Genomic DNA, 23,880 nt, shown 5'->3' with positions numbered 1-23,880 from the left:
AAAAAGGAATTCAGAAAAACTAAAAACATAGCCTGGAATACTGTGATTTTTATTTATAAAACAGGTACGTTATTGGATAAACCCCATGGAAGCAACATTGGTCTTTGCAGTGTTTGCGTTGCTTATTGTTGTATCACTTATTGAAAAAATAAACAGAAGAAAATATATGTAAATAAAACAAACTATTCAACAGCGTTTAATATAAGCTTAAGACTTTACACTTCTTAAAAAGCTTAAGAAGTGTAAAGTCTAAACTATCATCTTCTTCCTGTCAGTCAGAATGCAGTGTGATCTTCTCTATATCCTTTTTTGTTTTCTCTGCAATCAGTTTTAAGCTACTTTTCTGCCTCAGCCTGTAAATCCGACTCCTTGTATCTCCGAACAGCATGCACTACCGATACGGCCATACACAACAGTCAGTGCAGCACCTTCAACAGATACACGCCAGAATTTTTTCGAATCTCTCTCGTGAAAAATGAATGTTTTAAACATTAGTTATAATCTGCCAGCAGTAATTTAATCAGTACACCTGTAACAATGGCAAACATATAGCTCATCATAGTACCTAACAAAACATATTCACTTCGAATGTGTTCATCTTTATTGACAAAACGAATAATACTTTTACCTGTAATCAAAAAGCCAATAGCTTCATATTGCCCGAGCAATACAAAGGTCAGAATAATAATGCGTTCATAGATGCCGATATTTTTTCCGCCACGTTCATTATTTCCCGATTCGGAATTTTCTTTCATCATGTTTTTTGTTGTAAAGGCGATAACATAGCCGGCAGGCGTTGTTACGATCAGATAACCCAACATAACCAGACTTATAGTATAATCATTCAGCGAAGCCGTAAACATATTAAAGAGGAGATGCATCAAATCGAATTGATATGCCCACAAAAAAATCAATATAGCAATATGCAGTATCTGATCGGTTACAAATAAAACTAATTCGCCGGCAAACATTTTCTTTTGAGCTTCTATTTTAAGTCCGTCAATAATATAATGTGAAGCTGCGATCACGAAGGCAATAACCCACCAGCCCGTAAACAATGCCGTGCACAGGTATACAATGGCAGCATGCGCTATTAAATACCTGGAGAACCAGCTTTTGCCTGCTACCATTTTCTTTGTCTGAAATACAAAGTCGCTCAGCAAGTGTGCAAGCAATAACCGGATCAATATATTGCCCTGCTCTTCTGTAAAAAATACATAGTTATCCATTGCTGTATATCGTTTCAAATCGTTTCACTGCATTTTCAATAGCGCTCCATCCTGCAGCAGCGGCGCGTTGATTTACGGCCGATTGATGTACCGCCAGGCGTTCTGCTATATCCACTTCAGTAAGTCCTGCCAGTTTAAAGGTAATGACTTCACATTGCAGCGCTGTTGTTTTAGAGATGATAAAATCAAGTAACGCTGATAGGGTAATCAATTCTTCTTTATAAATATCATCTGTACTGATCGCAAACGTCAGTTTCTGTTTTTTCATTTCATCAAGTTTCCTGCCTGAAAGCTGAAAAGCCTCTCCGTCTGATAATCCAGGATCGGTTATATTATTGATTACTTCGCCCATGCCTATTGACACACGCACGTCAAACATTTTATCAATAAATATTAATCCCGAGGCTGAATGCTTTACAGGTGATGACCTAAGCGTGGCCGGATCAAGACTTTTTATATAGGTTTTTAAAATCAAGGCAGCGCGTAATCCATTTACGGGATTCCTTAACAGACACTGAAAACTGTCGCCTCTGTACAATTGGCTACTCGCAAGTATACCACTGCTCTGAAGCTGCAACAATCTCTGCCGGATACTTTCAAGTAATCTGTCTTTCTGATCAAACGACATTCCCGATGAATTCACTAGATCAGCTGTAATTACCGAACCTTTCATATATAAGCTTTTAACCTGATAATGAACAAATATAAGCTTTTAGCCTTATAATACATACTTATAAGGTTAAAAGCTTATAGTCATAAATAAAAAAAGTCCCGCTTTGTGAGCAGGACTTTTCATTAATCTATAACAATTATTCTTATTTTTCTTTTTCGCCTTCCGTTGTTTCTTCGGCTTGTTTTTTATTGCGAACAGTTAAACCATCTGCACCTTCTTTGTAGTCAGCTAAGATTGTATCACCTTCCTGAACATCTCCTTTCAGAATTTCTTCTGCAATCGGATCTTCAAGATATTTCTGTATCGCTCGGTTCAACGGACGCGCACCATATTGCTGGTCATAACCTCTTTCCGCTAAGAAATCCTTCGCTTTATCCGTTAATTCAATTGTATAACCCAATGTTGTGATTCTTGAGAATACTTTTGCCAACGTGATATCGATGATTACATGAATATCTTCTCTTGTTAAAGAGTTGAATACAATTACATCATCCAAACGGTTTAAGAATTCAGGAGAGAATGCTTTACGTAAGGCATTCTGGATCGTACCTTTCATCATTTCATCTACATTCTCTTTACGGGATTGTGTATTGAAACCGATACCTGATCCGAAATCTTTCAAGTCACGAACACCAATGTTTGATGTCATGATGATGATTGTATTTCTGAAATCTACTCTTCTCCCTAAACCATCTGTTAAGATACCGTCATCCAATACCTGAAGCATTAAGTTAAATACATCCGGGTGCGCTTTCTCAATCTCATCAAGCAATACAACACTGTATGGCTTACGACGGATTTTCTCAGTCAACTGACCACCTTCTTCGTATCCGACATATCCCGGAGGCGCACCAACCAATCTCGATACAGAGAATTTCTCCATATACTCAGACATATCAATACGTACCAGCGAATCTTCTTTATCGAATAAATATTTAGCAAGAGACTTCGCTAATTCAGTTTTACCAACACCTGTCGGACCTAAGAAGATGAATGAACCAATCGGTTTCTTCGGATCTTTTAACCCTACACGTGTACGTTGAATGGCTTTTACTAATTTTTCAATTGCCTGATCCTGTCCAACAACGGCAGCCTTCAGATCAGACCCCATGCTTAACAGTTTCAATGATTCTTTCTGCGCAACACGTGCAGAAGGAATACCCGTCATCATGGCAATTACTTCTGCAACGTTCTCTTCTTTTACATGGTAACGTTTCTTCTTGGTTTCTTCTTCCCAACGAAGTTTGGCGTTATCCAACTGTTCGATCAGTTTTTTCTCAGAGTCTCTCAATTGAGCAGCTTCTTCGTATTTCTGACTTTTAACAACTTTGTTTTTTTCTTTTTTGATATTCTCAATCTGCTCTTCCAGTTTCAGGATATCTGCAGGAACGTGAATATTGTTAATGTGTACACGGGCACCTGCTTCATCCAACACATCAATTGCTTTATCCGGTAAGAAACGGTCGCTGATATAACGATCCGATAACTTAACGCAAGCTTCCAATGCTTCCGGAGAATAAATTACATTATGGTGATCTTCGTATTTCTCTTTGATGTTGTTCAAAATCTGAACAGTCTCTTCCGGTGTTGTTGCATCTACCATTACAATCTGGAAACGACGAGCCAAAGCACCATCTTTTTCGATGTACTGACGGTACTCATCTAAGGTAGTAGCACCAATACATTGTATGTCTCCCCTCGCCAATGCCGGTTTAAACATGTTCGATGCATCCAATGAACCGGAAGCACCGCCTGCACCAACAATGGTATGAATCTCATCAATAAACAGAATAACCTCAGGAGATTTTTCCAGTTCATTCATAACTGCTTTCATACGCTCTTCAAACTGACCGCGGTATTTTGTACCTGCCACCAATGAAGCCAGATCCAATGTTACTACACGTTTACCGAATAAAACACGTGATACTTTCTTCTGAACAATACGTAATGCAAGACCTTCAGCGATAGCTGTTTTACCCACACCCGGTTCACCGATCAGGATCGGGTTATTCTTTTTGCGACGGGACAAGATTTGCGCAACACGTTCGATTTCTTTTTCACGACCAATGATCGGATCAAGTTTTCCATCTTCCGCGTATTTTGTTAAATCTCTGCCGAAGTTATCAAGTACAGGTGTTCTTGATTTTTCAGCACCCGGACGAGCTGCTTCTTTACCCGCACCAGAACCGCTGTTACCGAACAAACGAGATGAATCGTCATCTGCATCTTCAGCATCTGTAGCTTTTGGTGTGTGCGTATGGTATTCAAGCAATTCCTTGATAACATCATACGTAATATCAAATTTGTTTAATATTTGTGTAGCAACATTATCTTCATCTCTCAATACAGATAACAATAAATGTTCTGTACCAATAAGATCACTTTTGAAGATCTTTGCTTCCAGATATGTAATCTTTAATACTTTTTCTGCCTGTCTTGTCAGAGGAATATTGGTAAGGTTTTTAACGTTACCAGTAGCTGTTCCACGAACGGCTTCTTCTAGCGACTTTTTTAAAGAATCTAACGTGATGCCTAGTTTTTTTAATAAACTAATTGCCACACCTTCTCCTTCGCGAATCATTCCTAACAACAGGTGTTCGGCACCAATGTAATCATGACCCAAGCGCAATGCTTCTTCCCGGCTTAAGGAAATCACCTCTTTTACCCGATTTGAAAATTTTGCTTCCATGTGTTTTAAATTAGATCCTTGTGTAATAATTCAAACTATTGTAAATGTATTCTTTTTTATTGAGACCTTATCAACATTATGATGGTCATTATACTTACAAACGTAGTAAGTGCTACTTTGGTTCGTAAAATATTGCAATTATTGAATTTCTCTTATTCCTTTAATATTTCAGAAGAATCTAAAACAGCACAGAACAATAAATCTACAATGCTGAGGTCTGTTACAAATTCATTGCCAAAAACCTGCTGATAAGGTTTTATGACAAATTTGCTGTCTGTTTTTTTTGATTGCGGCACTAGTTTCCCGCGCATATCAATCAAATTATCTGGCACTTCAGCGGGTTTAATATACGAATTTGATTCTAATAATACTTTTTTTAGGGTTAAATTTTCAAGACAGAGTGTCAGTAAGGCGTAATTCAAGTCCCATAAAAACGTATGTTTTTGAGAAAGAATAACCGAAATCCCTTCTATAAAAAAATCAAAAAAAGGCGACTTGCCATAGGCAGACCGGATTGACCGGTCATGGATCTGAAACCAACGTTGATTGTAGTCAATTTTAATATCCTTAATCATGGAACTGCTTCCATGTAAAATTGGCACAATCAAAGCTTCCTTTCCATTTGATGTAAGAATTTCACATCTATTTCTAAATGTCTGTTTCTGAAAGGTTTCCTGTGTTTCAAGAATAATGGTATCGGCAGCTGCCAGCGTTTTAAAATAAGAAATAGCGGGTAAATAATGTAAATCAATAAGCAAGGTTGATTTTTTACTCGTACTTTTGTCGTTCGCGTTTGTCATCAATAATAGTTATGATCCGATTTATTCTTACAGGAATATCCAAACTCCCCTTTTCTCTTCTATATATGCTTTCCAGTACTGTTGCTTTTTTATTGCAGTACATTGTCCGGTATAGAGCAAAGGTAATATATAGAAACTTAAAAAATTCTTTCCCGGAAAAAAGTGAGGCTGAAATAAAGCAGATCACGAAAGATTTTTATCTGAATCTTACTGACGTTAGTTTCGAGTCATTAAAACTGGTAAGTATTTCAAAAGAAGAACTCGAGAAACGGGTACGCATCACAAATATTGATGTACCCATGTCTACGCTGGATAACGGACAATCACACCTGGGCTTAACAAGCCATTTGTGTAATTGGGAATGGCTGCTGCAAATCTGTGCCGTACAGTCCAAGTACCCGATTGATGCAGTGTACAAACCACTGCACAATAAAAAGATGGATACATTTGTATACAACCTGCGTGCACGTTTTGGCGCACATCCGGTAGCTATGAAAGATACCTTACGCGAACTGATTAAAAACAGAAAAACCGTTCGTTCTATGGCAATGGTTGCAGACCAAACGCCGCCACACAGCGAGATTCAGCATTGGGCAACATTCCTGAATCAATATACTCCCTTCTATGTGGGCGGAGATAAGATCGGAGGAGCTATGCAGATGCCTGTCTTATTTGTAAGTATGAAACGAATCAAACGGGGGTATTATGAAGTGACGTTTGAAATCTTGAAAAACATTCCGATTGCAAAAGAAGGGCACGAAATTACCGAACGTTACATCAATCGCTTAGAAGCTTGTATTAAAGAACAGCCTGCCAACTGGCTGTGGTCTCATAAACGCTGGAAACATGTAGAAGCAAAGATTGTGAGAAAAGGAACAGTTGTGTAAAATTCCTATTCGCCGCGGCGCAAACAAAAAACAAATTCCAACCAGAGGGTATATTGTCCGTTTGGAATTTGTTTTTTGTTATTTGGAATTTTTAATAATATGTCTAGGAAATTTACAGCTCTTCTATACTTCCCTTCCCTTCGCGGATCACCTCAATTTCATTTCCTGTACAGTCAAGAATTGTTGATGCTTCATTACCGCCAAAACCGCCGTCAATAATAACATCTACAACGTTTTTATACCGCTCATATATCTCTTCCGGATCGGTCGTATATTCTAAAATTTCATCTTCATTTTTAATAGACGTACTCAAGATCGGATTTCCCAATTCTTTAAGTAACAGCTGAACAATTCTATTATCAGGTACGCGGATACCAATTGTTTTCTTTTTTGTATTTAATATGTTAGGAACATTATTATTGGCATTTAATATGAATGTATATGGTCCTGGCAGCACCTGCTTCATAACTTTAAACACTTGTGTGGGTAATGCTTTTGTATATTCAGAAATATGGCTTAGATCCTGACAGATAAACGACAGGTTTATTTTGCCCGGCTGAATATTTTTTAACCGGCACACACGTTCAACAGCTTTCTGATTATGGATATCACAGCCAATTGCATAAACCGTATCCGTTGGGTAGATCACAATGCCGCCTTTCCGGATAATTTCTACGGCAGTTAATATTTTATTTAATGGTGGATTATCCGGATGGATTTTTAACAATAGCGCAGACATTGTATGGTATTTTGTTTTTCAGCTCAGAGAAATGTTTTGTGACTGTATATTAAAGATACACATTAATAATCCATTCTAATTCTTCAACATTAATCTTGATGTGTTAATTAACAATTTCTTATTGGACAGGCATAAAAAAAGGACTGTATTTCTACAGTCCTTTTTTTATGATTTAAGTTAAATTATTGCTTAATCAAACGCTTAACTAATTTACCTTCTGCTGTAGATACCTCTACGATATAAATACCTGAAGGTAGTTCTTCAACATTAAGTGTTCTTAATGCACCCGGATCAACAGAAGCATACTCACTTGCAAATACTTTGTTTCCATCAATAGTGTAGATTGTTACAGCTACCTCATTAAATGAACCATTGAATTCTAAGTTCGTTGAGCCTGTAGACGGGTTCGGGAACAGATCAATTTCTGTAGCAGCCAATGCAGAAGCAACACCTGTAGGTGTACCTACTTCAACTGAAACGTTTAATATGAAATCTCCACCCGCTGCATTATTCGATTTTATAATAACACTACCCTGTCTTGGTGTACCCACACTGTTTGGTGTACCTCTTACGGTGAATGTTGCAATTGCACCAGGAGCAAGTGTTGTACCGGTAGGATTCATTTGAGTTGCAATAAATCCTGTAGTAGCCGTTATGCCTCCAATGTTTACTGCCACTGTACCAGGGTTTGTAAGTGTAAACTGGTAAGGCGCTGTAACCGTATTGATTGAATTAGCACCAATCATCATTGGAGTACCGTCGTTAACCATTACGATTGCAGATTTATTCAATATTTCAAGTATTGCTCCTGAAGGGGCTGTTTTACCCGTTACACTTACATTGATTACAAATGAAGGTGTACTGATATCATTACTTGGAATCGTAATTTTTCCGGTTACTGTACCAACACTTGTTGGTGTACCAATTACGGTGAACGTACCTGTAGAATTCGGAGCGATTGTAGTAGGATTTACCTGCGTAACAACAAACACCGGATTCGAAGATGTAATTGATCCAACTTCCAGCGGTAATGAGCCTGTATTGGATATCGTAAATGTATAAGGAGCCGTTGCAGTATTTTCTGTCACATTTCCGATAGAAACCGTAGATCCGTTATTTGTGACACCGGTTACTGTAATTATCGGTTTCGGAGCTGGCGTACCTGTAACCGCTACGTTAACATCAAAAGATGGTGTTGCAGGATCATTTGTTACAATGGTAAGCTTCGCTGTATTTCCTGTACCAACAGCAAGTGGAGTAGCTGTTACCGTGAACGTTGCAGAAGCTCCGACAGCCAATGTTGTAGGTGCCTCCGGCGTTACACCAGATACTACAAATTGTGCAGATGAACTTGTTATTGACGTAAAGGTAAGCGGAGCGGATCCGTTATTCTTAATTGACAGCGACGTGTATGCCGGAGCAGGTGAACCTACCGCAGCCGTGCCTAATGAAATAGGTGTCGCATTATTATTTGTAACAATCGCAGAACCATTTAATACCTGTAATGATGGCAATGGAGCAGGTGTACCTGTTACGCTAACATTTACAACAAATGATGCTGTTGCAGGATCGTCTGTTACAATTGTAAGCTTAGCTGTATTTGCAGTACCAACCACTAATGGTTTAGCCGTTACTGTAAATGTTGCCGAAGCGCCCACAGCTAATGTAGTAGGTGCAGCCGGACTGACATCCGTTATTACAAATTGGGCAGATGAACTTGTTATTGATGTAAAGCTAAGCGGAGCCGTACCGTTATTTTTTATAGATAACGTTGTATATGCCGGAGCATCTGTACCTACAGGAGCTGTACCAAGTGATACGGCTGTTCCGTTTGTCACCAATTGAGTAGAACCATCAAGTACCTGAACGGCAGGTACCGGATTAGATGTACCCGTTGCAGATACATTAATAACGAATGAAGGTGTAGTTGCGTCATTTGTTACAATCGTAATCTTTCCTGTATTAGCACCTAATACCGGTGTCGCTTTTATTGTAAACGTTGCAGAAGCACCTGCTGCTATTGTTCCGGGAGCTGCTGGCGTTACATCTGCTAAAACAAATACAGCAGAAGAACTTGTAATGGATGTAAACGTAAGCGGTGATCCGCCAGTATTTTTAATAGATATGGTAGTGTAATCCGGTACAGCTGAACCTACCACTGCTGTTCCAAGTGAAATTGCAGTACCGTTAGATGTTAAAATACTTGTTCCATCTACTACTTGTAGTTTTGCAGGAGCAGCAGTACCTGTAACGCTTACATTGATCTTGAATGCCGGAGTTGTTCCGTCATTTGAAGCAATTGTAATCGAACCCGTGTTTGCTCCAACTAAAGCAGGTGTACCTGTTACGGTAAACGTAGCCGTTGCATTTGGTGCAAGCGAAGTACCTGCCGGTGTTAAAGCAGAAACTTCAAAACCTGCCGTTGCTGTTAATGCAAGTCCTGTTAAAGGAGCTGTACCGTTATTTTTAATTGTAAATGTGTGCGAAGGCGTTGCCGCTTCAGTCACCGTAGCTGTGCCTAATGAAATGGCAGTTACGTTATCTGATGTGATCTGAGTCGTTGTACCGGCACCATCAAATACCTGAATAGCGGGTGCTGTACCTGTAGCCGTTACATTTAACTTAAACGATGCTGTTGTCGGATCGTTTGTAACAATAGTGATTACCGCTGTATTTCCAGTTCCAAGTACCATAGGTTTGGCTGTTACTGTAAATGTTGCAGATGCACCTATTGCAAGAGATGTTGGTGCTGCAGGTGTTACCGCTGAAATTACGAAATCAGCAGAAGAACTTGTAATCGATGTGAAGTCTAAAGCAGCTGTTCCGTTATTTTTAATTGAGAACGTTGTGAAAGGTGCTGCCGTTGTATTTACAGGAGCAGTACCTACCAGTATTGCCGTAGAGTTATCTGTTACGATAGATGCGCCATTCAATACCTGTACAGAAGGTGTTGATGCAGCAATACCTGTAACCGATACATTTAATTTGAAGGTAGGGTTTGTTGGGTCATTTGTTACAATAGTTATAACAGCAGTATTAGCTCCTACAACTGCCGGCTTGGCTGTAACGGTGAATGTTGCTGAATTGCCCGCTGCAATAGATGCAGGTGTTGCAGGTGTTACAGCTGAAATTACAAAGTCTGCAGAAGAACTTGTAATCGATGTAAATGTAAGCGGAGCTAAACCAGCATTTTTAACAGAGAACGCCGTATAAGCTGCTGCAGAAGTACCAACCGTAGATGAACCAACAGAAATAGCCGGTGCATTGTCAGATGTTACAGCTGTTGCACTGTTTAATACCTGTAATGCAGGCACAGTACCTGTTACAGAAACATTTACTTTGTATGAGCCTGTAACCGGATCATTTGTAACAATGGTAATAGATCCTGTATTTACGCCAGCTGCTGCCGGTTTGCCCGTTACTTTAAACGTTGCACTGCCGCCTGCCGCGATTGGTGTTGCAGGAATACCACTAATAGCGAATACCGTTGTAGGTAACCCTGATATTGAAGTGATTGTTAATGGAGCCAGACCTGTGTTATTAATAGTAAAGGTATAGATTGGTGCATCTGTATTTACAGGTGCTGAACCAACTGAAACCGGCGTTGTATTATTATTCACTACAACTGCAGGTGTGGCATCTGAAACCGAGATTACCGGAACAGTACCTGTAACCGTTACATTTACTTTATAAGACGGTGTTACAGGATCATTTGTAACAATTGTAATTGAACCTGTATTTACACCAGCTGCTGCCGGTTTACCCGTTACTTTAAAGGTTGCGCTTCCGCCTGCAGCAATTGCCGTTGCAGGAACACCACTAATAGCAAATACCGTTGTAGGTAATCCTGATATGGAAGTAATTGTTAACGGAGCACTTCCTGTGTTATTGATCGTAAATGTATAGGCTGCAGCATCTGTATTTACTGGTGCAAAACCAACTGAAACCGGTGTTGTATTATTATTAATAACAACTGCAGGTGTGGCATCTGAAACCGAGATTACCGGAACACTGCCCGTAACTGTGATATTTACTTTATAAGAAGGTGTTGCAGGATCATTTGTTACAATAGTCAGGAAGCCTGTATTTAAACCAGTTGCTGCCGGTGTACCTGTTACCGTAAAGGTAGCAATGGCACCTGTCAGAATTGGTGTAGAAGAAGACAATGTGGATACTGTAAATAATGATGTAGATGAAGCTGTAATGGATTTTACAGTCAACGGACCAACACCCGTATTTTTAATACTGAAAGTATAAGCAGGCGTTGCAGGTGTACCCACAGCGGATGTACCTACATTGATAGCCGTCGGGTTATTATTTGGTATAACCGTTGAAGTCGTTGTTCCTCCATTTAATACACTTACCACAGGTACTGTTCCTGTACCGGTTAAATAAATGATATATGGACTTTCATTTGCATCGTTGCTCACAATTGTGATTGATGCAGAACGTGCGCCTCCTGCTGTAGGTTTAAATTTAACGGTAAAGCCAGTTACACTTAAACCACTGATAGAAGTTGAGAATGATTGTGTTGTAGAAATAATGAAATCAGCAGGATTTGCACCGCCTATCACTAATGCTGCAGCACCGGTGCCTGTCAATGTTAATGTTTCTAAACCGTTGTTCTGGATTTTGAAATCCATCGTAGTGCTATCACCTATGGAAGCAGTACCCATATTAAATGCTCCTCTTGTAGGAATATCCGTTAATGCAGGAGTTGTATTTGCCTGAATATTAATTTCAGGTGCAGGAAGAGAATATCTCAGATCATCTACATAATACGTTCGGGCTGTTGCCGTCGAAGAAGTACCTGAATAAATAACTGCACCGTCAACAATGATATCAATAAAGGCAATTTCTGTTGAGTTCAATAATTTACTGTGGTCAAAACGTAAGTTTGTCCATGTATTAGCAAGCTTAATTGTATCTGTTACATCGCTTAGCGATACACCAGCTGCATTTTTTAACGACATTACAACTGCAACATTTGCATTTGGAGAGTACATCTTCAAATCAATTATTGCTCTTCCCGGAGTTAAACTTAATTTACTCTGACAAGCTGTAAAGCGGAAAGATGTTCCTGTAGAAGCAGTTCCTCTTAAGAATTTACCTACAACGGTACTTGTATTAGCACCTGTAGCACTTGGGTTAGCAGAAACCGTGTTAAAGTAAGTTACCTCACCTGTAACCGGAGTTTCTCCAGGAAAAGCAACACCAAGGAATCTGTTGTTTTCAAAGTCATTTAAAATCTCTGTTGCATCAATACCCGCTATACATGGTAAAGCACTTTCAAAACGAATATCATCAAATCGATATGTTTGGGCTCCAAGATCATTTAACGGATCAAAGAAAATATCTATACCTGTTATATTAGGAATGTCCGTAGCAGAAACTGCAGATAAATCAAAGTATATACGGTGCCATTGATTTGCAAAAACGGTTACTGTTGATGGAGCTGAAACCAATGCATCATTTGCCCCTATTTTAGGTGACATATTAATTTTTGCATTTGCAACAGTTGAATAAACCAGCATACTGACATACTTCTTAGTAGATATGTCAAATTTACCGCCGCAACCGATGTAACGTATACCGTCTTTGTAAGCAAGCGTAGCTGCAGACTTTGTAAATTTACCAATGTTTGTGCTGGTATTTAATCCAACTGCTTTATCGTTTACCGCACCTGGCTCATAACCGGCAACCGGATAAGACAGGGTTACGTTATTGTGATCATTAAAATCCTGAATTATACCTGAATTATCAGTCAGACATGGTGAAGACTCTAATCTGATATCATCAATGTAATAGGTTCCGGCTGAAATAGGTGCAGTAGGATTAATGTATATTTCTATGTGGCGGATACCTGTAACACCAATAGCTCCGGAATGATAGAAATAAAGTCGCTCCCACTGATTTGCTTTTGTTGTAGTAACAATAACACCGCTTCTTTCCGGGTAGCTGAGATCAGCAACATCTGCATCCGTTTTTAATCCCATCTTAATAGGAATACCTGCTGCCGGTGAGTAAACCAGCATACTGATCGCAAATTTAGTTGCGGTTAGATTTACTGTTGAACCACATAAGGTATATCTTGGCCCTTGGTATTCTGAAGTATTACGAACCAATCTGCCTACTTTCGTGGAAGGGTTTTTTTCTGATATATATAAATTGTCTACACTTTCAGTAAAACCGGAGATTGTACCGGCAGTTGAATTTTTGGCATTCGCATTATAATCCTGATACACATCGTTTGTAGTAACAGCCGTGGCACATGCCACAAAAGCTGATGTCAGGTTAATCTTGAAAGAAGGATTGATATTGTCATCCGATATAATCGTTAATGAACCGGAAAGGTTTGCGGCAGTTAAGCTTGTTGCTTCAACGTACACATATCCTGTATCACCGATTGCAACGATTGTTGGTGCTACAGCTCCGGGCGTTGTTGTTACAAGTGAATAACCTGTACCGGTTACAGTATAACCAACAGTACCTGTAGGCGGAATATTTAACGCAGCATCACCTGTGTTTACAATACCAAACCGTTTTAAATTGGCTGAACCTGCAGACGCAGTTCCCATTGAAACTGTACCATTATTTGTTACGGCTGCTCCGGTGCTTGCATCAAATACAGACATTTTGGGAGCAGTTGCATTTAATGTACCTGTACCGGTTAAGTTAATAACATACGAAGCTTCATCCGGGTCATTACTCGCTATCGTTAATTTAGCTGTTTTATCCCCTACTGTAGTTGGTTTAAATGTTACCGTAAAAGTTGTTGTTTGGCTCAATGCTAACGAAGTAGCTGTTGGTTGCGTTAAAATAAAGTCGGCAGCATTTGTACCGCTTAAAACAACTATTGGTGATCCTGATAATGTCAACGATGCAAAACCAAGGTTTTCAATCGTAAAGTTTCCAACTTTACCGCCTGTGTTTATTTGCTGTGTCTGGAAATCATACGTTGTTCCTGACAATACACTTACAGTAGTTGTACCTCTGCGAACATTTATATCCTGGAAAGAAGTTGTTCCGTATTTCCAGAAGTTACCTGTCATCATAAATAAAGACACGCAGCGCAATGTATTACCGAAATAACCGGAAAGTGTAGAGTTTTTAATTACATCTTTTGTATTTTTTGTCTCTGTATACATGGAGTTCATCAACGCCTGGTTGGTTGAACCCATAACAGCCATTGCAAATGTGGAAACGAATGTTGCATTGTGTGAGAAACCGGCATAGTTATTACCATTCTGATATAACGGACCACCTACGCCACCGGGACCTTTTACATTGATATACTTATCGGTAATTTTGCCGCAAATCGTTTTTGCGTTGGCATTGTTGTTCCAGATTACATCCTGTGCCATTCTCCATGGGTTACGACAGGCATCATAGCCATAACCATCTGTTGCTGCCTGTCCAAGTCCACCCGGGTTACAGGTATTTCTAACACCGCTTGGATTTGACCAATCCGAAATTAAACCGGTAGTAACGTCAGCGTTTGCATTAATCAGATTATAGGCTCCTGTAATTCCACCGTTCCATGTACCTGAGTTACCTGCATTTACAACTTTGAAGTATTCATAATATGCAGGAGACTGATACGAAGGGTTGCGGCACTGATCAGCAAATCCCCAGCCATCACCATTGATAAGCTGACCATTCAGCATTTCCAATTCCTTAATGGCATTAAGCATATTGTTTGCTTCAGTGATATAATCATAAGGTGTATTCAGATTCGGCCATTGAGTTTCTGCGATCATTAATGCCCATGCAGCATCAACGTCAGCATCGGCAGCACTGCCTGTACCACTCACGCCTGAACAGCCATTGATTCTCCAGTTCATTAACTTACCGGCTTTACCGGATGAATTCGGAGACTGGAAGTTTTTCCAGTATTTATACAAACCATCAAATAACGCTTTATCCGCAGCATAGGCAGCTAATTGCATACCATACGCAATACCTTCAGACACGGTACGATTCGGCTCATCAAATTTGATACGGATCATATCACCTGTACATGTTTCTGTATAGGCAGCTTTCCACTCATTATAGGCATCTGCCGCATCCTGCGATTTACCATATGTTCCGGTGGTTGGCAGGTTGGTTGGCATAATACCGTTACCACCATAATTCGGATTCGAGTTAAATGGTACCACAGCTCCGGATGGTGTATTGATCTGCGCCGACAGCATCGCGCTGTACAGACAGGCAATCAAAAACACAATAAGCTTTAGATTAAATTTCTTAATCATATACGTTTGGGTTTGTATTTATTTTGTAATAGTTGAAGTATAGATATAACTACTAGTCTGCTAAAATAATAAAAAAGTAACCCAAATCGAAAAAAAATCATATTTATTATTTATAATATTAAATTTAAAGGTATTAGATGCTGTTATTCAACTAATTGAATAACAGCATCTAATACCTTTAAAATAAGCAGAAATTCACGGAAATTCTCTACCGATACAATTAGGATCTTTTAGTTGATTTCATTTTTATGGGCCAGTTCTAACGATGCATTAATCTGAAAACCAACCAGAAGCATTAAAATATTTACAAAAATAAGCAGCAGAAAACCAATCAGTGCCCCAATAGAGCCGTAGACTTTATTGTATGAATTAAAATGTTCGATATAAAATCCAAAACCGAGATTAAATACAAAACACAAGATTGAAGCTGTTACAGATCCCAACGAAAAAAACTTCCAGCGCTTGTGAATTGACGGAGCTATAAAATACATAATGGATATACTCATAATAATCAGAAAGAACATTACAAACAGTCTTAAAAACGCTACGAAATATAACTGAAAGCTGGATACATCAAATCCGTTCTCTAAATTGGTATATAGTAATTTTAAAAACCAGGTAATAACAATACCTCCTACTACCACCAAAAACAACAGGAAAAGGATACTGATGCTGATGCCCAGCTTAGCGATAAAACTTCTGTCATCGGTTGTTTTATAACAATGATTGAATGTGTTGATAACAGATATGATTCCATTATTGGCAGCATAAAAAGCAAACAGGAAACCAAAGGATAGCAAACCTCCTCTCGGAATGTTGATGATATCCGTTAAGGTTGATTCAACGGAAACATAAATGTTTTGGGGAAGAAAACCGGAAATCGCTGAAAGAATATTTTTATCCAGATCCGGAATAGGAATATAGGGTATTAACGTAAAAAGAAAGATAATACCCGGAAATATAGATAGAAAAAAATCATAGGTAATGCTTTTCGCACGCACATTAATATCATCATTATTCAGTTTTTTAAACAGAATGCGTAAGAATACAATCAGTGGAATATTTCGCTCTCCTACTTTAATTTTTGATGCCCGCTTATGGAATACATGTACGGTTTTATGATTAAGAATTCTGGATTTGATTTTGTTTATCATCCGTATAATATTTTTCAAAAAAAGACATGAATACTGGCGGCGGAAGCATTGGTTTCCCTGTTTGGCTGTTTATAAAAACCAGTGTGGTTTCTGCAACTGTAAGAAGCACATGCTGTTCATTATAAACTTCATAATCAAACGTAATCCGAATACCTGGCTTATTTTTAATATACACCTTAATTGTTAACAGATCATCGTATTTTGCAGGCTTCAGGTATTTCGTTTTGTATTCCAAAACGGGCATCATAACACCTGCTTCTTCCATTTCTTTGTAAGAAAAACCTATCCTGCGAAAGGCTTCCACGCGCGCCACTTCAAAATAACTCGCATAATTTCCATAATATACATACGCCATTTGATCTGTTTCCGAATAACGGACGCGTATCTGTACTGAATGTTCTATCATAAAACGAATTAATGAATATTTCGTGTATTAAGACTTTTACGATATTGATTTGCTTTATTCACATGTGAACGGTAATCCGCATTGAAAATATGATACCCGGGTTTCTTTGGATCCGCTACAAAAAACAGATAATTGTGCGATTCATAATTCAATACTTTATCAATCGTTGTAATAGAAGGCATGTTGATCGGACCCGGCGGCAAACCTGTTACCCGATAGGTATTGTACGGTGAATTCCCTGCAGCATCAATCAAATCATGATTGATGCGTTTAATACTGAAATCACCTAAGGCAAACTTTACAGTCGGATCTGCCTGAAGCGGCATATTGATATTTAACCTATTGATATAAACACCGGCTACGGTTGGTTTCTCTGTATTCATATTTGTTTCAGCTTCAACAATGGATGCTAAAATAGAAACTTGTATAGGTGTTAACCCTGCTGCCTGTGCCTGTTCCTTTCTTTTCACCGTCCAGAACTGTGTATACTCATTCTGCATTCGGTTCATAAAAGTTTCTGCTGATAAGGTCCAGTAAAATTCATAGGTATTCGGAATAAACATCGCTAATATGGTGCTGGTATCAAAACCATATTTTTTACAAACAGCTTCATCTGCTAATAATTTCCGCAGCGTATCTGAACCAAAAGAAAACTTACTGCCGATGCGTTCTGCAAATTCACTTTTTAAACGAATGCTGTTGAAGGTGACTTTTATAGGATCCTGTGCACCGCTGCGTAATTTACGAACAACCTGAAGGTTTGTTGTTTTAACAGGAAGTACGTATCTGCCGGCTTTTACCTGATCCTGATATCCTAACATTTTTGCTATGAAGGCAAACGATGTTTTATCTTCATAGACGTTATGTTTATCAAGAGTGTCCAGTACATCCTGAAACGTAGCGCCTTTGCGCACATATAATACAAAATCTTTGGCGTCATTATTATTGCCGAAGTTTGGCGTAAAAAAAATCTGATATACATAGTACGACAGCATTACAAATGCAATCCCTGTACAAACCACAATATATTTAACGGTATCTTTTTTATCTCTCATGTTACTTGATCGCTGTGTTTATCCATGTTGTTTTATGAATAGAGATATGCATAAAACAGTTAACGCTAGGGCATGTTTCAGTAAAGTATAAAAAAAGACTGTATCTCTACAGTCTTTTCATCAGGTTGATTGTATACTTATACCAAGCCTTCAATGGTTACATTCTCGTTTACATCTGCAAGATAATCAACCTTATTTACTGCAAAGCCAAACAAGTTTAAGAAATCATTTTTATATCCTTTCAGATCGCTTATGTCCGAAACATTTTCAGAAGTTACCTGCTCCCATAAAGCGGCAACGTTAGCCTGTACATCTTCACGCATTTCCCAGTCATCAATACGGATTCTGCCTTGTTCATCTGTTGGTATCGCTTTACCTGTATACAAACGATCGGCATATAAACGTTGAATCTGTTCGATACAGCCCTCATGTATACCTTCGGCTTTCATCACTTTGTATAATAAAGATATGTAAAGCGGAATAACCGGAATAGCTGAACTCGCCTGTGTTACCAATGCTTTGTTAACAGAAACATATGCCTTACCTTTTACAGATTTTAATTTATCTGTGATAGTAGCCGCCGAAGCTTCCAGGTGATCTTTTGCTCTGCCAATGGTACCTTTACGATATACAGCTTCTGTCAATGCAGGCCCGATATACGAATAGGCCACTGTTGTTGCACCTTCTGCCAGTACACCGGCTTCAAGCATGGCATCCATCCACATGCCCCAGTCTTCACCGCCCATTACCGCAACGGTATTGGTAACGTCTTCTTCGTTTGCCGGTTCAATTGTAACCGTAGAAACATTTCCGGTATGAAAATCGACTGTTTTATTGCTGAATGCCCCCCCGATTGGCTTTAATACCGAACGGTGTGTAACACCTGTAACCGGATTAGTGCGGACAGGTGATGCCAAACTGTATATTACCAGATCAACCTGGCCAAGGTCAGCTTTGATCAGATCAATTGTTTTTTGTTTTACTTCTGTAGAAAAAGCGTCTCCGTTAATACTTTTTGCATAGATTCCGGCTTTTTTTGCCTCATTCTGAAAAGCAACCGTATTATACCAGCCCGGCGAACCCGGTTTACCTTCCTGTGCAGGCTTTTCAAAAAATACCCCTATGGTAGCTGCATTTGAACCAAATGCACTTGTAATTCTGGAAGCTAATCCAAAACCTGTAGAAGCACCGATCACCAATACTTTTTTAGGTCCGTTTATTACGCCTTTAGATTTTACATAATTGATCTGGTTTATCACATTCTGTTCGCAACCTGTCGGGTGTGAAGTCAAACAGATAAAGCCACGCATTTTAGGTTCAATAATCATATTCGTGTATAAAGTTAATCTTGTGTTAAACGCTGATACGGTGTCTTTTATTCTATGGTTCTTTTTTTAACCCTAAAAAGCAAACCCTCTCAACTCCAAATTTAATACAAATAAGTCAATTTTGATTTATATATATTGGCTTAATGCGAGTTTTTATTGACAGGATACCTTATTTAAACTCTTTATAAGCATATATAAACATACTGGCACATCTGTATTAAATAAACGTTTCCCTACCTGTCAGGTGTCATGAAGGCTTTTGAAGGATCCTGTCCAGCAACGTTCTGGATGCCTGCTCTTCCAGGATAGTCATGTTAAATGTATATGCGTTATCTTTTTTAAGTTTTTCAATATCAAGGGCACGGAATTTACCCTCTTCAAAAACAGCTATACGGTCATCCGGTAATATAGCCAGGAGCATGTTATGATCTTCAGGCACAAAGCAAAATTTATTCAGCGTAGATACGTAATATTTCACAACTACGTTTCTGTCTTTTCCCGTTATTAAAAATAATGTAACATGATTAAATTCAGTTACACTATTCCCCAGATCTATGGTTGCGTGAACTGACAACGCATTACTGTCTTTATAAAAACGGTCCCAGTTATAGATCCCGAAATTATTGATTTCAAAACTCCGTAACAGCTTTGCTTCCTGGTCAGCACGTTTAACTTCATTCTTTATCTCTTTATTTATACGCTGCTTAAGTGCATGCTGGTACTTATTAATCTGTTCAAGCTGTTCAGCACTCAGGTATACATATGTCTGAAAATCTGCTGAGTTATTTCTAAAATTTATATGATATACGCCTTCCGGTAATTTCACAGAAGTATTTTTCCAGATGTTCACTGATTTTGTATCTGACCAGTCAAACGACAGGGCAACATGTTTAGGTATAACAACGTGTTTATCGGTTCTATAGTCAAACATTTGTGCATTAAAGACCAGCTTATCGTCATAGGCATATAGTTTTTTACCCATTGCTATATCCCATAGGGCAGTCGCCTGCAGTCTGCCAATGCTGTAACATGTTCCCGGACTATCCGGAAAAAACGAAGTCATTTTTGTATGTGCAACTACTGAATGTACAGGTTCGATATTTTTATTCCACAATACAACTGTTCCGTCTTCTGTGGTAGATAACATCTCTCCATTCGTATAAAAATGAACCGTTTTAATTTTAGGATCATATGTTTTGAAATCATAAAGCAGCTTTCCTGATTTATCAATCAAATATAATTCACTGGTATCTCCAGAAATCAATATACGTTCTTCACGTTCATCAAAACGAAAGGAATAGGAACGGGATTTATCAAGCATACGTATTAGGGTGCCTGAATTATTGAACAGATATGTACTTTGTTTTGTATTGTTATCTATCGCTGCGCCTGTATAGATTATGATAGTATTATACGAATAGATGAAATTACCCTTAAAAGAATAATATAGTCCAACATTATTCACATTAGCTATTTCTTTATACGTATCGTTTTCCCAATTCCAGAACACATTCTTATGATCTTTATGAATAATTATAACCGGTTCCTTCGGACTCATTGAAGTAGAATAGCTGGCGGCATCAAATTTAACTTTCAGTGATTTATTTTTCTTCCAGTCCCACACCCATAATTGACTGTCATACGTATGCACCGCGATCGCCTGGTGATAACTCAACAAATCCAGATAATAGATTTTATCTATATGTGTAGAGGAAATAGTTTTCCCATCTGTATCAATTACGCTTATTTTATCATTATTGATCAGTGCAAATTTGGATTGATCATCGAAGAGTTGCCAATAATCGTTGATTATAGAGTAAGGTGCAACAGTAACAGGAAATGTATGCAGAACCTCACCTGTGATTGAAAAGATCACGACAGATAGATTTCCGCTGGCAGCTGTACCAGTCTGTCCAATGATTTTGTTGCCTGTATGATCGAAGGAAGGATCAGATAAAACACCGAAATCTTTTATCAGTTTTCCGTTCACTGAAAACAGCTTACAATGATTATTTTCATCGAAAAGCAACAGGTGCGACTGTTGTTTATTTATGAAAGAAAAATTCTCATAACCATATGCCCCTTCTGCGTAGTAATCATATTTTACACCTTCAACCCCATTAAAACGCGTTTTTAAATTTCCGTTCCATTCATACCAGCAAAGATACCCGGGAGCTTCATTCACCAAAATGCCTAACGAATCGGGTAACATAACTAAAGAATTTGTATGCCTGCCATTGTTGTTTTTATTTCTCTTCACCTCTTTGATTTTTTCGGTATAATATACCGGCTGAGAAATAGAAACTTCTGCCCATTTTTCTTCCTTAAAAAATGTATTGGCCGGGTCTGCAGGATCATCCATTTTAGTAATGCCTGCATATTCCCATTTCATCGTATCCAGTACAGCTGTTTCCGGATATTTTTTAATATCAAAGTGTGTTTGAAAATATTTGTGCACGGATGCTTTCGAACGTTCCGGTGCAGCATCTTTTCCTTCTTCTTTGGCAGCATATATTTTCTTCCAGCGATATTGCTTCTCTGAAAGCGGCGCTGGTTGCGTCTGTAAAAATAAAGACGCGTTTGCTGTTTTTTTATTTCCATCTTCTTCCAGATAATAAAAATCAAAATCGCCTTCCACATCAGAAGCCATATGAACATTGATTTTTTTATCTTTTGCAATATCAATCTCCTGCCCATTAGCTGTAGCAGAAATTTCAAACATACCACCACTCTCAAAGGATTTTGTAATACCATCCTCATCGTTGCACAGCATCGGAATTCCGCTGGCCAAAATATCTGCAGACGTGTGGAACTCCCGGTATTTCAATTCCACCTTACCCGTAACGGGTTTGCCGCTCTTATCTACAAATGCATTCGCCGGAATCTCAATACTTGAACCGCCAGGTAATCGAAGCATTTTTGGTTCCGAAGCATTAAGCTCAAACGTATCATAATGTGGCGGAATGGATTTGAATGGCGGTTCAATACGGTATGCAGGTCCGTCAGAATGATTGCATGCGATAAAAAAGGAACATATTCCGAATGCAAAAAACAATTGAAGTATTTTATTCATAAAATGATCGTGTAATCAGAATGAAATATAAGGCAAAGAACTGATAATTAATACAGGCCGGCAGAATTGAATGCTAAACAGAGTCAGATTTCAGCATGCAGAAATAAAATGGATAATTTAAAAACATAAATAATAAAAACATGTGATTCGTTTTATTGAACAGCAGGAATTCCTGGTAATAAAGCGTATTATTTCATGATTGTAGATACATTCATTGTCGGTTGTTTGTGATTATAACAGCTTTTTTTTAATCACAGCGCTGTATCTTTTCGTAACTTCCTTAAATAATTATCAAAAGCTGTTGGTAAAACTCTTGTTGTATTTTCTTTTTTGGAAAAAAAATTACCGGGTAACAACCCGTATGTATCTACTTAATTCAATATATGTATGAATAACACTATAAAGCAAAAGAGTACATTTTTTCTTATCCTGGTAACATACCTTGCCTTTATCAGTTTGGGTCTGCCCGATGGTTTGCTCGGTATTGCATGGCCATTTATGAGTGAAAGGCTTCATATACCGTTGGAATCGCTGGGTGTATTATTGCTGAGTTTCACGATGGGATACCTGGCAACCAGCAGTACCAGCGGTAAGATTATAAAAGTTATATCCTTAGGCGTATTGCTTGCAATCAGCTGCCTGCTAACAGGACTTAGCCTGCTTACCTATGCATTTTCTCAATACTGGCACCTGATGATCCTTGCTTCTTTTTTCCTTGGTTCCGGCGGCGGTGCCATTGATTCTTCCATCAATACATTTGCAGCAGCACGTTTCAGTGCCAGCACCATAAACTGGCTGCATGCCTTTTATGGCGTGGGAGCTACCACCGGCCCCTTACTGGTTACGCTTATGCTTACCTGTAAATTATACTGGTATAACGCGTATATCATTGTTGCAGGTATTCAGATTGCTCTTTCTCTCCTGTTTCTGTTTACCTATAAGAACTGGACAGTTGCTACGGAAGAAACAGCAGAAGAAATTCATTCCGGTTATCTGCAAACCCTAAAGCTGCCGGCTGTCTGGGTAAACATTTTAATTTTCTTTCTCTATACAGGCATTGAACAGGGATTCGGGCAGTGGATCTTTTCAATCCTTACGAAATCGCGCTTTATTTCTGAAGCTCAGGCAGGCCTGTGGGCAAGCGCTTACTGGGCAAGTCTTACGATCGGGCGCATCATCTTTGGAATCCTCCTTACAAAAATTCCTGTAAACAAGGTTTTACAGGGAGTATTAATAGGTATTGTGGCAGGCACATCCTTAATAGCAATAAATATGACAGATGCTGTCAGCCTGTTCGGTATTATTGTCTTAGGAATTTCAAATGCGCCTGTTTTTCCAAGCCTTATTGCTGTTACGCCCGCACGCATTGGTAAAGAACATGCTGCCACAGCTATTGGTGTACAGATCTCAATGGCAATGGCAGGTGCCTCTCTGCTGCCCGGAGCAGCTGGTTTGTTATCTGAAAATTATGGACTTGAGGTTATCCCTAAATTCTTTACAGCGGCGGCAGTTGTATTGCTGTTATTATATTTTCTTTTACCGGCAAAGCAACCAGAGACTTCCGAATCAGATTAGAAAATCCGTACAATACA

14 protein-coding genes are annotated in these 23,880 nt (G+C 38.7%); 2 read left to right on the top strand and 12 right to left on the bottom strand.

Annotated elements, in window-relative coordinates:
- Window positions 1–348 precede the first annotated feature (348 nt).
- From CHU_RS19375 to CHU_RS05265, 5 genes are all read right to left on the bottom strand, one after another.
- A complete protein-coding gene (locus CHU_RS19375) occupies window positions 349–492 on the bottom strand; it encodes a WGR domain-containing protein (RefSeq protein ID WP_143144083.1) in 144 nt (47 codons plus the stop codon).
- Window positions 492–1,247 (bottom strand): DUF3307 domain-containing protein, encoded by a 756-nt coding sequence (locus CHU_RS05280; protein WP_143144084.1) that lies wholly within the window; start codon window positions 1,245–1,247, stop codon window positions 492–494. Before CHU_RS05280 ends, CHU_RS19375 begins: the two co-directional genes overlap by 1 nt.
- On the bottom strand, window positions 1,222–1,902 hold the full coding sequence (locus CHU_RS05275; protein WP_011584472.1) for a hypothetical protein: 681 nt from the start codon (window positions 1,900–1,902) through the stop codon (window positions 1,222–1,224). Before CHU_RS05275 ends, CHU_RS05280 begins: the two co-directional genes overlap by 26 nt.
- Window positions 1,903–2,044: 142 nt before the next feature.
- Entirely contained in the window at window positions 2,045–4,591 is a 2,547-nt protein-coding gene (locus CHU_RS05270; protein ID WP_011584471.1) for an ATP-dependent Clp protease ATP-binding subunit, read from the bottom strand.
- Window positions 4,592–4,743: 152 nt separating this feature from the next.
- Window positions 4,744–5,391 (bottom strand): WbqC family protein, encoded by a 648-nt coding sequence (locus CHU_RS05265; protein WP_011584470.1) that lies wholly within the window; start codon window positions 5,389–5,391, stop codon window positions 4,744–4,746.
- 11 nt (window positions 5,392–5,402) lie between these two features.
- Here CHU_RS05265 and CHU_RS05260 point away from each other — a divergent pair, with 11 nt between their 5' ends.
- The gene (locus CHU_RS05260; protein ID WP_011584469.1) at window positions 5,403–6,278 is read left to right on the top strand and encodes a lysophospholipid acyltransferase family protein; all 876 of its coding nucleotides are present in this window, start codon (window positions 5,403–5,405) and stop codon (window positions 6,276–6,278) included.
- A gap of 112 nt (window positions 6,279–6,390) precedes the next feature.
- Here the strand turns inward: CHU_RS05260 and CHU_RS05255 are convergent, their stop codons facing one another.
- The 7 genes from CHU_RS05255 to CHU_RS05225 form a co-directional block, all read right to left on the bottom strand.
- Window positions 6,391–7,017, bottom strand: a complete 627-nt coding sequence (locus CHU_RS05255; RefSeq protein ID WP_011584468.1) for an L-threonylcarbamoyladenylate synthase — start codon at window positions 7,015–7,017, stop codon at window positions 6,391–6,393.
- 182 nt (window positions 7,018–7,199) lie between these two features.
- The gene (locus CHU_RS05250; protein WP_011584467.1) at window positions 7,200–15,272 is read right to left on the bottom strand and encodes a glycosyl hydrolase family 8; all 8,073 of its coding nucleotides are present in this window, start codon (window positions 15,270–15,272) and stop codon (window positions 7,200–7,202) included.
- 230 nt (window positions 15,273–15,502) lie between these two features.
- Window positions 15,503–16,426: a YihY/virulence factor BrkB family protein gene (locus CHU_RS05245; RefSeq protein WP_041932207.1), complete on the bottom strand. Its 924-nt coding sequence runs from the start codon at window positions 16,424–16,426 to the stop codon at window positions 15,503–15,505.
- Window positions 16,395–16,832 carry an acyl-CoA thioesterase gene (locus CHU_RS05240; protein ID WP_011584465.1) on the bottom strand — a complete coding sequence of 146 codons (438 nt, stop codon included), beginning with the start codon at window positions 16,830–16,832 and terminating at the stop codon, window positions 16,395–16,397. Before CHU_RS05240 ends, CHU_RS05245 begins: the two co-directional genes overlap by 32 nt.
- 8 nt (window positions 16,833–16,840) lie before the next feature.
- A complete protein-coding gene (gene mltG / locus CHU_RS05235; RefSeq protein WP_081428650.1) occupies window positions 16,841–17,887 on the bottom strand; it encodes an endolytic transglycosylase MltG in 1,047 nt (348 codons plus the stop codon).
- Window positions 17,888–18,024: 137 nt separating this feature from the next.
- Complete coding sequence (fabV, locus tag CHU_RS05230; protein ID WP_011584463.1) at window positions 18,025–19,215, bottom strand: enoyl-ACP reductase FabV; 1,191 nt, start codon at window positions 19,213–19,215, stop codon at window positions 18,025–18,027.
- A 247-nt stretch (window positions 19,216–19,462) separates the two neighbouring features.
- On the bottom strand, window positions 19,463–22,288 hold the full coding sequence (locus tag CHU_RS05225) for a hypothetical protein (protein ID WP_011584462.1): 2,826 nt from the start codon (window positions 22,286–22,288) through the stop codon (window positions 19,463–19,465).
- 387 nt (window positions 22,289–22,675) lie between these two features.
- Between CHU_RS05225 and CHU_RS05220 the strand changes: the two genes are divergently transcribed.
- On the top strand, window positions 22,676–23,863 hold the full coding sequence (locus CHU_RS05220) for an MFS transporter (RefSeq protein ID WP_011584460.1): 1,188 nt from the start codon (window positions 22,676–22,678) through the stop codon (window positions 23,861–23,863).
- The last annotated feature ends 17 nt before the right edge of the window (window positions 23,864–23,880 follow it).

This window comes from Cytophaga hutchinsonii ATCC 33406 (assembly GCF_000014145.1).
Taxonomy (GTDB): Bacteria; Bacteroidota; Bacteroidia; order Cytophagales; family Cytophagaceae; genus Cytophaga; species Cytophaga hutchinsonii.
Note: the sequence above shows the minus strand (reverse complement) of the source record. Positions and strands in the feature narration are given on the sequence as shown.

Coding starts and splice junctions, on each gene's coding strand:
- CHU_RS19375 (WP_143144083.1), bottom strand. CDS start 492: ATGTTTAAAACATTCATTTTTCACGAGAGAGATTCGAAAAAATTCTGG.
- CHU_RS05275 (WP_011584472.1), bottom strand. CDS start 1,902: ATGAAAGGTTCGGTAATTACAGCTGATCTAGTGAATTCATCGGGAATG.
- CHU_RS05270 (WP_011584471.1), bottom strand. CDS start 4,591: ATGGAAGCAAAATTTTCAAATCGGGTAAAAGAGGTGATTTCCTTAAGC.
- CHU_RS05265 (WP_011584470.1), bottom strand. CDS start 5,391: ATGACAAACGCGAACGACAAAAGTACGAGTAAAAAATCAACCTTGCTT.
- CHU_RS05260 (WP_011584469.1), top strand. CDS start 5,403: ATGATCCGATTTATTCTTACAGGAATATCCAAACTCCCCTTTTCTCTT.
- CHU_RS05255 (WP_011584468.1), bottom strand. CDS start 7,017: ATGTCTGCGCTATTGTTAAAAATCCATCCGGATAATCCACCATTAAAT.
- CHU_RS05250 (WP_011584467.1), bottom strand. CDS start 15,272: ATGATTAAGAAATTTAATCTAAAGCTTATTGTGTTTTTGATTGCCTGT.
- CHU_RS05245 (WP_041932207.1), bottom strand. CDS start 16,426: ATGATAAACAAAATCAAATCCAGAATTCTTAATCATAAAACCGTACAT.
- CHU_RS05240 (WP_011584465.1), bottom strand. CDS start 16,832: ATGATAGAACATTCAGTACAGATACGCGTCCGTTATTCGGAAACAGAT.
- mltG (WP_081428650.1), bottom strand. CDS start 17,887: ATGAGAGATAAAAAAGATACCGTTAAATATATTGTGGTTTGTACAGGG.
- fabV (WP_011584463.1), bottom strand. CDS start 19,215: ATGATTATTGAACCTAAAATGCGTGGCTTTATCTGTTTGACTTCACAC.
- CHU_RS05225 (WP_011584462.1), bottom strand. CDS start 22,288: ATGAATAAAATACTTCAATTGTTTTTTGCATTCGGAATATGTTCCTTT.
- CHU_RS05220 (WP_011584460.1), top strand. CDS start 22,676: ATGAATAACACTATAAAGCAAAAGAGTACATTTTTTCTTATCCTGGTA.